This window comes from Streptomyces sp. NRRL WC-3742, from assembly GCF_000720635.1.
Taxonomy (GTDB): domain Bacteria; phylum Actinomycetota; class Actinomycetes; order Streptomycetales; family Streptomycetaceae; genus Kitasatospora.
Map to the genome: position 1 here is coordinate 37,573 of NZ_JOCF01000033.1, position 12,588 is coordinate 50,160.

The 12,588-nt window shown below is 75.1% G+C and carries 12 protein-coding genes; 4 read left to right on the forward strand and 8 right to left on the reverse strand.

The features are described 5' to 3' along the window. Positions 1–32 precede the first annotated feature (32 nt). The gene (locus IH61_RS0119430; protein WP_107057181.1) at positions 33–1,277 is read right to left on the reverse strand and encodes an aminoglycoside phosphotransferase family protein; all 1,245 of its coding nucleotides are present in this window, start codon (positions 1,275–1,277) and stop codon (positions 33–35) included. Positions 1,278–1,760: 483 nt separating this feature from the next. Between IH61_RS0119430 and IH61_RS0119435 the strand changes: the two genes are divergently transcribed. Next, on the forward strand, positions 1,761–3,245 hold the full coding sequence (locus tag IH61_RS0119435) for a hypothetical protein (protein ID WP_031071459.1): 1,485 nt from the start codon (positions 1,761–1,763) through the stop codon (positions 3,243–3,245). Here IH61_RS0119435 and IH61_RS0119440 read toward each other — a convergent pair. Next, a complete protein-coding gene (locus IH61_RS0119440) occupies positions 3,242–3,709 on the reverse strand; it encodes a hypothetical protein (protein WP_031071461.1) in 468 nt (155 codons plus the stop codon). The two genes, IH61_RS0119435 and IH61_RS0119440, sit on opposite strands and share 4 nt — an antisense overlap. Before the next feature lie 288 nt (positions 3,710–3,997). On the opposite strand from IH61_RS0119440, the gene IH61_RS0119445 reads away from it, so the two are divergent. Beyond that, positions 3,998–5,500: a HEAT repeat domain-containing protein gene (locus IH61_RS0119445; RefSeq protein ID WP_031071463.1), complete on the forward strand. Its 1,503-nt coding sequence runs from the start codon at positions 3,998–4,000 to the stop codon at positions 5,498–5,500. A gap of 163 nt (positions 5,501–5,663) precedes the next feature. On the opposite strand, the gene IH61_RS0119450 is transcribed toward IH61_RS0119445, so the two are convergent. From IH61_RS0119450 to IH61_RS0119460, 3 genes are all read right to left on the reverse strand, one after another. After that, a complete protein-coding gene (locus IH61_RS0119450) occupies positions 5,664–6,509 on the reverse strand; it encodes an undecaprenyl-diphosphate phosphatase (protein ID WP_031071465.1) in 846 nt (281 codons plus the stop codon). A 229-nt stretch (positions 6,510–6,738) separates the two neighbouring features. Then, the gene (locus IH61_RS0119455; protein ID WP_031071467.1) at positions 6,739–7,452 is read right to left on the reverse strand and encodes a class I SAM-dependent methyltransferase; all 714 of its coding nucleotides are present in this window, start codon (positions 7,450–7,452) and stop codon (positions 6,739–6,741) included. 59 nt (positions 7,453–7,511) lie between these two features. After that, complete coding sequence (locus IH61_RS0119460; protein WP_031071469.1) at positions 7,512–8,048, reverse strand: PadR family transcriptional regulator; 537 nt, start codon at positions 8,046–8,048, stop codon at positions 7,512–7,514. 182 nt (positions 8,049–8,230) lie between these two features. On the opposite strand from IH61_RS0119460, the gene IH61_RS0119465 reads away from it, so the two are divergent. Continuing rightward, positions 8,231–9,010, forward strand: a complete 780-nt coding sequence (locus IH61_RS0119465; RefSeq protein WP_031071472.1) for an alpha/beta fold hydrolase — start codon at positions 8,231–8,233, stop codon at positions 9,008–9,010. Between the two features lie 27 nt (positions 9,011–9,037). Next, on the forward strand, positions 9,038–9,991 hold the full coding sequence (locus tag IH61_RS0119470) for an aminoglycoside phosphotransferase family protein (protein ID WP_031071474.1): 954 nt from the start codon (positions 9,038–9,040) through the stop codon (positions 9,989–9,991). Here the strand turns inward: IH61_RS0119470 and IH61_RS0119475 are convergent. The 3 genes from IH61_RS0119475 to IH61_RS0119485 all read right to left on the reverse strand — a co-directional run bounded on the left by IH61_RS0119475 (position 9,969) and on the right by IH61_RS0119485 (position 12,459). After that, on the reverse strand, positions 9,969–10,847 hold the full coding sequence (locus IH61_RS0119475) for a biotin-dependent carboxyltransferase family protein (RefSeq protein ID WP_031071476.1): 879 nt from the start codon (positions 10,845–10,847) through the stop codon (positions 9,969–9,971). The two genes, IH61_RS0119470 and IH61_RS0119475, sit on opposite strands and share 23 nt — an antisense overlap. Before the next feature lie 146 nt (positions 10,848–10,993). Continuing rightward, entirely contained in the window at positions 10,994–11,617 is a 624-nt protein-coding gene (gene pxpB / locus IH61_RS0119480) for a 5-oxoprolinase subunit PxpB (RefSeq protein ID WP_031071478.1), read from the reverse strand. 65 nt (positions 11,618–11,682) lie between these two features. Next, entirely contained in the window at positions 11,683–12,459 is a 777-nt protein-coding gene (locus IH61_RS0119485; RefSeq protein WP_031071479.1) for a LamB/YcsF family protein, read from the reverse strand. Positions 12,460–12,588: the final 129 nt, after the last annotated feature.

The window sequence follows — 12,588 nt, forward strand, 5'->3', positions numbered from 1 at the left end:
CCGGGCCTTCGGCGGCCCGGACGGTCAGCGGCTCAGCGGGTGCCGACCGCCGCCCGGACGGCCCGGCGGGCGAGCGCGGAGTCGTCGTAGAGCCGGCGGATCATGATCCGCTGCTCCTCGCCGGCGCCCGGCACGTCGTACAGCCGGATCTCGCGCATGAGCACCAGCACCAGGTTCACCAGGAACGCGTCCCGGGCCATCGTGCCGCCGCTCTGGGCGAGTTGGCTGATCTGGCGGCGGGCCGCGGTGTCGCCGGAGAGCACGCTCCACAGCACCGCCAGGTCGTAGCCCGCGAGGTACCAGCCAGCCTGCTCCCAGTCGACCAGCACGGGCCCGGAGGGCGCCAGCAGCATGTTGCTGAGCAGCGCGTCGCCGTGGCACAGCTGCATCGGGGTGTGGCCCAGGCCGTGCAGCAGGCCCCGCAGGTCGCCCGCGTCCCGGTCGGTGAGCTGGCCCACCGAGTGGTAGCGGGAGATCTCCAACTGGTAGTCCAGGCGCGGCTGGAACACGTCGCTCGGCGGCCGCCAGAGGTTCAGCGTCCGCACGGCCCCGAGCAGCGCCCGCACCTCGCCCGGGGTGGGCGCGTTGACGGGGTGGCGCTCGCGGGCGGCCGGGCGCCCGGGCACGCGCTCCATGACGAGCACGCAGCGGTCGTGGTCGGCGGCCACCAGCCGGGGCAGCCGCACCGGCGGGCGGTGGCGGACGAACGCCCGGTAGACCGCGACCTCGTGGTGGAAGTCGGCCACCAGCTGCTCGAAGTACTCACTCCGCACCGCCTGCGGCGCCAGGCACTTGGCGACCACCGGCGCCCGCCCGATGGTGCCCGCCACCAGGATGTGGCGGCTGCCCTCGCGCAGGACCTGGCGCGGGGTGAACGCGGGACATATCCGCGAGACGCTCGCCAGCGCGGCCCGTACGGCCGGGGTCTGCAGGGCGGAGGGGTCGACCCGCTCGGGCCCGAGGGGGGCGCCCGGCCGGTGCGGGCGGCGCAGCACCTGGCTGTCGGCCTGGCGGGCGAGCGGGAGGCGCTGTCCGGGCGCGGGGACGGCCTCGGGGACGGCCTCGGGGGCGCGAAGGCCCAGCGCCGTACGGTCGGCCGGGACGACCCGGCCCTCGGCGGTCCGGCCCGTGGCGGTCCGGCTGTCGACGCCGCGCGGGGCGATCGGCCGCGTGCCCGGCGGCACCTGCTTGGGGCCGGGTCGGCCGGTGGCTGCGGTGGGGGGGCGCAGCGCGGTGCGGGTCGCGGTGGGCGTCGGGGTCGTCGCTGAGGAGTGCATGGGGTGAGGGTGGTCCCTTCCGGTCCGGCTGCGGGTGCGGCCCCGCGGTGCGGGGGAGGGCCGGTGCCGTGCGCTCCAGGGGGGTTGCGCGTGGCGGCCCTGCTCTTCGGTCGGACCGGGTGGTACGCGGGCGCCGGGCACGGACGCGGGGCCAGGAACCCCTGTTCGGCTGTCGACCGTCCGTCCGCACCCTGGGGAATGCGGTCGGCCGGAGAGCCGTGGCCGTGCCCGGCGCCCCCGCGCCACCCGGCCGCGCCACCCCCTCGGGTGAGGACCGGAGGCGTCCCGTGCCACGGTCGGGGGACGGCCCCGACACCGGTGGGACGCCGCCCGACCCGGAGGCGAGGTGGCGCACCCCTACAACACACCCGCGGCGCACTGGCTTAGTAGTCTGGCGGGCCCTGGCGAACCGTGGCGAATGCTCGCCCGGCACTTGCCGGACGCTCTAGCCTCGGAAGTGCCGAGGAAACCTGGGGGCTTCACTTGAGCAGGGAACCCAACACCCGACTCGCCGACCTGTTCGTCCTGACCGGATGGTCCAAGGGCGAACTGGCCCGGCTGGTCAACCGCCGGGGTGCCGCGCTGGGCCAGCAGCAGCTGTCCACGGACACCTCGAGGGTACGGCGCTGGATCGAACAGGGGGAGATCCCCCGCGATCCGGTCCCGCGGGTGCTGGCAGCCGTGTTCACGGAGCGGCTCGGCCGTGTCGTCACCACTGAGGACCTCGGTCTGGAACGACACCGGCCCACCAGGTCCCAAGGGGCGTCGTCAGCCTCCGCACCAGTCCCGTGGTCGCCGGATCGAACAGCCGCGGTCCTCACCGAGTTCACGGGAATGGACCTCATGCTGAACCGACGTGGATTGGTGGGCGCGGGCGTCGCGCTCACGGCCGGGGCTGTCATCGCCGACTCGCTCAAGGGCTGGCTGGGAGGGGACGCCGTCGCGTACGCGGCCTCCGTGCCCGGGCCCCGACAGGTGGTCACCGGGGGCGGGGCGCGCCCCGCGGTGGACACGTACGACGCGGGCCCGATCGGGCTCGACGAGGTGGAGTCGCTGGAGCGCTCCGTGCAGGTGTTCCGCGCCTGGGACGCGGCGCGCGGCGGCGGGCTGCAGCGCAAGGCGGTGGTCGGCCAGCTCAACGAGGTCGGCGGGCTGCTGACCCACCGTCACGGCACGGCCGTGGAGAAGCGGCTGTGGCTGGTCGCGGCCAACCTCGCGGTGCTGGCCGGCTGGATGTCGCACGACGTGGGCCTGGAGCCCACCGCCCAGCGGTACTTCATGATCGCGGCGGACGCGGCGAAGGAGGCGGACGACCGTCCGCGCGCCGGGGAGGCGATCTCGCGCGCCGCGCGGCAGATGGTCCACCTGGGCCGGGCCGACGACGCGATCGACCTGATGGCGGCGGCGAAGACGGCCGGCGGCCGGCTGCTGCCCAGAACGCGCGCCATGTTCAACACCGTCGAGGCGTGGGCGCACGCCTCGGTCGGGCACGCCCAGGACACCTACCGGCTGCTCGGCGAGGCCGAGGAGCTGTTCTCCGACGAGGCGTCGGAGCCGGCGCCGACCTGGATGCAGGTGTTCGACGAGGCCGAACTGCGCGGCATGCAGGCCCTGGTGCTGCGCACGCTGGCCGAGCACGATGCCTCGGCGGCCCCGCAGGCGCAGCGGCACGCGGAGCGGGTGATCGCCCTGCGGGAGGGCACCGGGCAGCTGCGCTCGGCGCTGTTCGACCGGATCACCCTGGCCTCGGTGCACTGGATCACCGGGGAGCCGGACGCGGCGGCGTTCCAGGCGCGGATGGCGCTGAACGGGATCGCCCAGAACTCCTCGCACCGCACGTGGGACCGGCTGCGGGAGATGTACCGGCTGACGGCGAGCTACCGGGGCCTGCCGGTGGTGGACGAGCTGCGGTCGGACCTGGGGCGGCAGTTGCGGATCGCGGACGCGAAGAACCGGCCGCGGGCCTAGTCGACCGGGGCGGGCCTCAGGCGCATGCGCAGGGCGGTGACGGTGCCGTCCGGGCCGAGGACGGGCTCGCCCGCGCACTCGACGCCGTCGTGGCGGCCGCCGACGCGGCGGACGCGGACCGTTCCGGCGGAGGGGCGGCCGTGCACCAGGGCGTCGGTCATCATGCGGCGCAGCAGCGGCCGGTCCGCCTCGGGGAGGCGGTCGGGCAGGCGGTCGAGGCTGAGCGGGGCCGTGCCCGGTTCGCAGCCGAGGAGGAGGTAGGTCTCGGCGTTCCAGCGGACCTCGTCGGTGAGGAGGTCCCACTCGGCGGAGCCGACGCCGATGCCGCTGTCCACGCTGCTGTCCGCGCCGCTCGCCACTCTGCCGCCGTCCGTTCCGCCGTCCGCCGTGCACGTCCGCGCGCCGTCCGCCGTGGCGTCGCCGGGCGGGCGGGTGGCGGTGGTGGGGCGTAACGGCATGGTCATGACGGGTCCATCGGTCGGGTGCGGTCCACCGGGTGCGGGCCGTGGGAGTGATGGCACGACTGTCGCACAGCGTCCTCACCCTTGCGGGCGATTTGGACAGAACGCACGCAAAATTCCCGTGGCATATGCCACTGTGGCGGCGCCCTCCGTCGCCCTGTGTGCGGAAGGGTGCGCGAGGCGGTAACCTTCGGTGATTCCGGCGCCCGGGCGCCCACCGCAGTACCGACCAGAGACCCCGGCGACGGAAATCCCGTTGCCACTACGACCGCCGCAACGGATGCTGACCTCATGTTCGAGCCAGTGATAGCACCTAGTGCCAGCCTCCTCGGCCTCCTGCAGCGAGGCCGCGGTGACGGGCAGCTCCACGCGCTGGCCGCCGACCGCACCGAAGCCATCGCCGCCCTCGAGGAGTGCGTCACCAGAGATCCGCGCGCCGACTGGCAGGTCGAGGGCCGCTCCCTCTACTACGCCCGCCTCTACATGGAGCTGGAGGCCCCCCTCGACGGGATCGAGGACCACCTCCACTCCGCCGAGGACCTGGTCAGCGACGACGAGTGCCGTACGGGCCTCGCCCTGTCCGTCCTCGGGCACCTCGCTGCCTACGGCCGTCGCGACGCGCTGCTGATGCTGCGCGAGTACGCCGCCACGGGCGCCAACTGGGCCTGGGCCCTGGACGAGCTCGCCCTGCGGGACGACGACCGGGGCCTGCTGCTGCTCGGCACCGCCGTGCTGGACCACTTCGCGCCCGGTCCCGAGGGGGACGCCGAGCTGCGCGAGTTCATCCGCAACGCCTACGAGCCCCGGCCCTGGCGGCTGTGGGCCGCCTACCACCCGCGGGTCGCGGCCGCCTCCGAGTACTCGCCCTTCGACCTGTGGCAGCGCCAGCTCAACCGCAGCGGCGTCACCCCGGGCTGGTCCACCGCCGACGTGCTGGCCTGGGCCGACCAGGGCGACCTGAGCGGCCTCGGCGCCGGCGACTTCCTCGGCCGAGGCACCGCGCCGCGCGCCGACGAGGACCCGGACGGGCCCGACGCCGTGGACCGCCGCGCCGCCGCGGCCGCCCGCTGTCTGACCGCCGTCGTCCGCCCCGAGGACCGCCCGCTGCTGCTGGAAGCCGCCAGGGACGGCCTGCCCGGCGCCCGCAGGGCCGCGCTGCGCCACCTCGTCGACCAGCGCGATCCGGCCGCCATCGGGCTGATCGAGGCCGCCGCCGCCGACGTGGACGACCGCGTGGTGCGCGCCGCCCTGGAACTGCTCGGCCGGATGCGCGGCCCCGAGGTGCTGGCGCACGCCCGCCGCTGGGCCGACCCGGTCGGCGGCGCCGCCGACAGCGCGCTGGGCGAGGCCGCCGTGCGCCTTCTCGCCGACGCCGGTGAACCGGAGGACGGGCCGCTGGTCGTCGAGGGCCTGCGCCGATGGGTCTCCGTGCGGGGCGTCACCGGATGCGGTCTGGGCTCACTGGTGGACGGTGCGGGGCGGCTGGCCGCCGCCGACGCCGTGCCCGTCCTGCGCCACATCTACGGGGAGGCCGTCTCCTCGGAGCTGCGCGGGCGCGCAGCCCGGGCGCTCGCCGCCACCGACGTGCACTTCCCCGAGGGGCCCGCCGTCGAGTGCCTCTGGGACTGCGAGGAGTCCACGCGTGAGCTCGCCGCGCGCCACGTCGCCACCACGGGCGACGCGCGTGTGCTGGAGCGGCTGCGAAGGCTCGCCGCCGACCCGGCCGAGGAGGCCGAGGTCCACGCCGCCGTCCGGGGCAGGCTGACCGCCGCCGCCCGCGAGTTCCGGCGTTAGGCACGTACCACCCACGCACCCCTCATCACGTATCCCTCATCACGCACCCCTCAGTGCGGACGCGGCCGTGGGCCGGGACTCCTCGGAGTCCCGGCCCACGGCCCTTCTCTGTTCGAGCCTGCCTGTTCGAGGGAACGGAAGCGCTCGGATCTGAAACGCCGTTCTACTTCACCGAGCCCGCGTCAGGCGTCAGTACCCCGCCCGCGACCAGGCCGATGATCAGCATGCCGAGGAGCACCCGGTAGACCACGAACGGCAGGAAGCTGTTGTGCGAGATGTATTTGAGGAACCAGGCGATCGCCGCGTAGCCGACCACGAAGGCGATCCCCGTCGCCAGGACGGTCGGCCCCCAGGCCGGCGCCGGGCCCTCGCCGATCTTGAACAGCTCCAGCACCCCCGAGGCGAGCACCGCCGGGATCGCGAGGAGGAAGGAGTAGCGGGCCGCCGCCTCCCGGCTGTAGCCGAGCAGCAGGCCCGCGCTGATCGTGCCGCCGGAGCGTGAGACGCCCGGGATCAGCGCCAGCGCCTGGGCGAGTCCGTACAGGCCCGCGTGCGGCAGGGTCAGGTCGGTGATCGGCTTCGCGTGCCGGATCGCCCGCGTCCGGTCGGCGAAGGCCAGGACCAGGCCGAAGACGATCAGCGTCGTGCCGGCGATCCGCAGGTCGCGCAGGTGCGTCTCGATGGTGTCCTGGAACAGCTTGCCGAGGATGCCGATCGGCAGGGTGCCGATGATGACGAACCAGCCCATCCGGGCGTTCGGATCGGAGCGCAGCGCCGGACGGAACAGTGACAGCGCCCAGGTTCGGATGATCGAGGCGATGTCCTTGCGGAAGTAGATCAGCACGGCCGTCTCGGTGCCGAGCTGCGTCACCGCGGTGAAGGCCGCGCCCGGGTCGTCCCAGCCCAACAGGGCGGAGAAGACCCGCAGATGGGCGCTGGAGGAGACGGGCAGGAACTCGGTGAGCCCCTGGATCAGGCCGAGGACGGCCCCGTGGAACCATTCGCTCACCGGGCATCCGCCAGGGGTATCGGGCGGCGGTCGTGCGGGTGCGGCATGAGCGGTTCCTCGCGGGTCGTTGGCGGGCGGTGCGGTGCGCTGCGGGGCGCCGCGACCCGCGCAGCCCGCGGCCGCGCGGGAGCCCGGCGCGCGGCCGATGGTACGGGGTGAAGATGACAGTACTTGGTTCACCCTTTAATCAGACTTTGCGCACCGGGTTCCCGTATCGACCCGGGGTGCCTCAGACGATCGGACGGGCCCGCACCCAGGTGCCGTCGCCGCTCAGGGTGGTCTCGATCCGCAGCCCGGCCTCCGCCAGCGCGCGCTCGAACTGCTCGGGGGTCAGCGGACGGGACAGGAAGGTCTGCGTCCAGTTCCCGTCCGGGAACTCGTACTCGACGAAGACGGAGTTGACGCCGTCGCCGATCGGCGTGGAGGAGACGACCCGGGCCAGCATGTCCGGGCCGACCATGACCTCGCGGGGCACGTCCTTGTGGGCCTGGCTGCCCTCGCGCTGGATCAGCACGCAGCCGTCGTCGGCGACGTGGCGGCGGCAGGTCTCCAGCAGGCCCTGGCGGACCTTCTCGTCCCCGGCGTGCACCAGGAAGGAGGCGAGCAGGACGACGTCGAAGCGCTCGCCGAGGTCCAGCTTCTCGATGGGGCTGCGGACCTTGCGGACCTCGGGGCGCACCCGTGCCAGCATGTCCGGGGACTCGTCGACGGCCGTCACGGTGAAGCCCTTGTCGGTCAGCGGGTGGGTCATCCGGCCCACGCCGCAACCGAGTTCGAGGATGCCGGCCCCGGCCGGCACGGAAGCCTCGATCACGTCCGGGCCGTCGCCCACCGGCAGGCGCGTCCACATCTCGACCGCGCAGCCGTCCGGGGTGATCGCCCCCGGTCCCGTGCCGTCGTAGCCGGGGCGCCGCTCATTGCTCGTGTACGTGTCGTCGCTCATGCCGACCATCGGAACACGCGCTCCGTGGGGGCGGAAGGCGCAGGACCGGCGGAATCCGGTCAGTCTTCCGGGCGGCCCTCCAGCTCCGCCAAGGTGGCCCGCAGCCAGCCGAGTTCGGCCTCGCTGGTGGCGCGGGCGACCAGGAGCAGGCCCCGGCGGAACGGGTCCTCGAACTCCTCCGCGCCGAGCGGGCGCCGGCCGTCGTAGAAGAAGCTCGCCGGTTCGCTGAGGAAGGCCAGCCTGCGGCGCAGCACCGTGGCCTGCGCGGCCGGGTCGGCGAGGTGGCGCAGGAAGGCGAGCACGGTGAACCAGCGGTTCTCGTCGCTGATGTCCAGGGGCTCGGGCTCGCGCAGGTGGTCGAGGAGCGCGGCGCGCCCGGCCTCGGTGAGGTGCAGGGTGTGCCGGGGTGCGGCGGCGCTGCCGGGCTCGGTCTCACGGACGAGCAGGCCGGCGGTCTCCAGGCGCTTGATCGCGGGGTAGAGCGTGCCGTCGCTGATCGGGCGGACGTGGCCGGTGAGCGCGCTGAGGTGGCGGCGCAGCTCGTAGCCGTGCAGCGGTCGGTCGTGGAGGAATCCGAGGATGGCGAGCTTGAGCATGGGGCCACTGTCGCAGATCCGTCCCTCGGGGTGCCGGTATATCGCTGTTGAGATACCTCGATGACGAGGTATGGTGTGGGCGTTCGAGACGCCCCTGCACCACCTGAAGTCGGTCCGCCTGAAGTCGGTCCGCCTGAAGCCGGACCACCCGAAGAAGGACCACCCGAAGAAGGAGCCCCGCCGTGCGCGAAGCCCCCGTCACCCCGAACGGCGACCGGATCCGCTGGGTCGACCTGCCCGGCGCCGAACCCGCCCGGCTCTACCTCCACGGCCTCGGCGCCACCTCTCCCGCCTACTTCGCGGCCGCCGCCACCCACCCGCTGCTCGCCGGGCGCCGCTCGCTGCTGCTCGACCTGCTCGGCTTCGGCCTCAGCGACCGGCCCGCCGACCGCGCGTACACCCTGGAGGAGCACGCGGACGCCGTCGCGGCGGCGGTCGGCGCGGCCGGACTCGAGAGTGTCGAGGTGATCGGCCACAGCATGGGCGGGGCGGTCGCGATCGTCCTCGCCCACCGGCACCCGCGACTGGTCACCCGGCTCCTGCTGGCCGACGCCAACCTCGACCCGATCGCCCCCGTACCCCTGCGGCCCGGCAGCAGCGGCATCGCGAGCTACACCGAGGCGCGGTTCCTCGACGGCGGGCGCGAGGAAGTCGCCGAGAGGGTGGGCCCGTTCTGGTGGTCCACGATGCGGCTGGCAGGCCCCGAGGCGCTGTACCGCAGCGCCGTCCACCTCGCCCGGGCGAGCGTCCCGACCATGCGCGAGATGCTGCTCGCCCTCGACCACCCGCGCACCTTCCTCCACCCGGCCGCCGACGGCGAACCGACCGGCGCCGACGCGCTGCGCGCGGCGGGCGTGCGGGTGGTGGCGGTGCCCGACAGCGGGCACAACCTCATGATCGACAACCCGGACGGCTTCGCCGAGGCGGCCGCCGCCGCGCTCTCGGCTCCTCGCCTAGGCTGACGGGAACCGTCCGAGAGGAGCCCGCCCGTGAGCGTCGTCGAGGTCCCGCCCGCGCTGGCGCGGTCCCTGGAGGAGAACCTCGGCCCGGGCGGGCTGGCCTGGGCCGGTGGACTGCCGTTGCTGGCACGGGAGTTGCTGGAGCGCTGGGAGCTGCGCCCGGACGGCCCGCCCGCGCACGGTGTGGTCGCGCTGGTCCTGCCCGTGCGGCGCGTGGACGGTTCGCGGGCCGCGCTCAAGCTGCAGCCGGTGGACGAGGAGACCCAGGGCGAACCGCTCGCCCTGCGGACCTGGCGCGGGCGCGGAGCCGTCCGGCTGCTCGACCACGAACCGGCCACCGGTGCCATGCTGTTGGAGCGCCTCGACGCCACCCGCACCCTGCTCGACGTGCCCGAGGAGGAGGCGCTGCGCGTCATCGCCGAACTGCTGCGCGAACTGACGCAGCGACAGGCGCCGCCTGGCCTCCGGCAGTTGGGCGAGATCGCGCACGACCTGCTCCTCGGCACCCCCAGGATCACCGGCCGGCTCGCCGACCCGGACGAACGGCGGCTGATCGCCGCCTGCGCCCGCGCCCTGATGGAGGTCCGCACCGCGCCCGGCGACCGCCTCCTCCACTGGGACCTCCACTACGGCAACGTCCTCGCCCCGCTCCCGGACGGCGACGGCCGCGCGCCCTGGCTCGCCATCGACCCCAAACCCCTGGCCGGGCACCCCGGCTTCGAACTGCTGCCCGCCCTCACCAACCGCTGGGACGAGCTGCGCGCCACCGGTGACACGGCCCGCGCGCTGCGCCGCCGCTTCGACCTGCTCACCGAGGCGCTGGAACTCGACCGCGCGGAGGCGACGGCCTGGACGCTCGGCCGGGTGCTCCAGTACGCCCGCTGGTCGGTGGTCGACGGCGGGCGCACCGCACTCGACCCGGAGTGGCGGCTGATCGCCGAGGTCCTCCTGCGCCGAGGTCCTACCGCTCCGGTAGTGGCGTGAAGCGTACGGGGGTCCCCGGGCGGGCCTGGGCCGCGGCGGCGAGGTCGGCGGCCGGGACGACGCCGACCACCGGGTAGCCGCCCGTCGTCGGGTGGTCGGCGAGGAAGACCACCGGCTGGCCGTCCGGCGGGATCTGGACCGCTCCCAGCACCATGCCCTCGCTGGGCAGTTCGCCCGCCAGGGCGCGCTCCACCGGCGGGCCCTGGGTGCGCAGGCCGATGCGGTTGCTCGCGGGGGAGACCGCGTACCGGTCACGGCCCAGTTGGGCGAGAGTCCGGGGCGTGAACCAGTGCGCGTGCGGGCCCAGGCGCAGCCGCAGGACCAGTTCGGCCCCGGGGCCGGGCAGCGGCACCAGGTCGGGCCGGTCCGCGTGCGGGGGAGGAGGGCCGACCGGCAGCCGGTCGCCGACGGCGAGCGGGGCGGGGCCGAGCCCCGAGAGCAGGTCCGCCGAGCGGCTGCCGAGCACCGGCGCGACGGTGATCCCGCCCGCCACCGCCACCATGCTGCGCACCCCGGCCGTCGCCGCCCCGACCTCCAGCACGGCTCCGGCCGGTACCGCGACCGCCGCGCCCCAGGCCACCGGCCGGCCGTCCAGCAGGACGGGCGCGGGCGCGCCGGTCACGGCGATCACCGCCGGGCGCCCGACCGCCCGCAGGGCGACCCCGCCGAGCGTGGTCTCCAGGGCGGCCGCGCCCGGCTCGTTGCCGACCAGCCGGTTCGCCGCCCGCAGCGCCGGCTCGTCCAGCGCCCCGGCCCTGGGCACCCCGAGGTGGGCGACGCCGCGCCGCCCGAGGTCCTGCACGGTGGTCAGCGGCCCGGGCCGCAGGATCAGCAGCTCGCCCGACTCGTTCTCCACTCGTTCTCCTCTGCGCTCGTTCTCCTCTGCCGGGAGGATCTGCCGGGCGGAGGGGCCGGTTGGTCACTACATATGTAGTGGCACTACGCGAGTAGTGCCACTACTTGCGTAGTGCTGCGGCCCCGGCGGGATCCGAAGGACGCGCCTCAGGCCCGTGCCGCGACGAACCGCACCCGCACCCCCGGCTCCAGCAGCGCCGGGGGCCGCCGCGCCGTGTCCCACAGGGACAGCGCCGTGCGGCCGAGCAGTTGCCAGCCGCCGGGGGAGGAGCGCGGATAGACGCCGGTGAACGCGCCGGCCAGGGCGACCGAGCCGGGCGGGACGGCGCTGCGCGGGGTGGCCCGGCGCGGCGGGTGGTACTGCGGGGGCAGGCCCGTCAGGTAGCCGAAGCCGGGGGTGAAGCCGCAGAAGGCGACCACGTACTCGGGCGCGGTGTGGATGCGGACGGCGGCCTCCTCGGAGACGCCCCACAGCGCGGCGACCTCGGCCAGGTCGGCGCCGTCGTACACGGTGGGCACCTCCAGCAGCGGCCCGCCCGCCGCCGTGGTCCCGCGCGGGCGGGCGGTGCGCAGCAGGGCGGCGACGGCGGCGAGGTCCGCGACGCCGTCGAGGAGGAGGGTGCGGGCGGCGGGTACCAGCTCCTCGACCTCGCCCAGCGCGCCCGCCGTCCGCGCCTCGAGCGCCCAGCCGTACAGGGCGGAGACCTCGTCCGTGTCGGCGAGCTCGACCAGCAGCGCCCGCTCACCGACACGTCGTACGACCCGACCCATGCCCCGGCCCACGGCCCGGCCCTCGACCCGATCCACGCCGGGGCCGCCGCCGCGCCCCGCCGCCGTCACGAGAACGCCTCCACCCGGATGCCCGCCGAGGCCAGCGCCCCCCGGATGCGCCAGGCCAGCTGCGCGGCCCCCGGGGTGTCCCCGTGGACGCACAGGGAGCGGGCGGCGACGCCGATGCGCTCCCCGCCGGAGGACTCCACGGACCCGTCCCGGGCGATGCCCACCGCCCGGGTGATCACCGTCTCGGGGTCGTGCACCACCGCGTCGGGTTCGCGGCGCGGCACGAGCGAGCCGGTGCGGGTGTAGGCGCGGTCGGCGAAGGCTTCGGTGACGACGGGCAGCCCGACGCCCTCGGCCACGGCGAGCAGCCGGGAGGAGGGCAGTCCGAGGACGGGCAGCGGCCCGCCGCAGATCGCCCCCGCGCGCAGCACGCCCGCGACGACGGCCTCGGCCTGCTCGGAGTCGTCGACGACCCGGTTGTAGAGCGCGCCGTGCGGTTTGACGTACGAGACCCGGGAGCCGGCCGCGAGCGCGAAGACCTGGAGGGCGCCGATCTGGTAGGCGATCTCGTCGGCCAGCTCCTCCGGCGGGACGTCCATGGGGCGGCGGCCGAAGCCGGCGAGGTCGCGGTAGGAGACCTGGGCGCCGATCCGCACGCCCCGCTCGGCGGCGAGAGCGCAGACCCGGCGCATCGTCGACGGGTCGCCGGCGTGGAAGCCGCAGGCGACGTTGGCGCTGGTCACGACGGACAGCAGCGCCTCGTCGTCGGTCAGGGTCCAGCGCCCGAAGCCCTCGCCGAGGTCCGCATTGAGATCGATCGCCCCATCGGCCACGCAGTCCGCCTCCCAGCTGCTGTTGAGCCAGATGGTAGGGCCTGCGGATGACGCCCGTGTTCCTTGACCCGACCCCCGGCGCACGTACGGGCGCGCGGCGCCCCGGCGCGCGCCCGGGAGCTGCGCCGG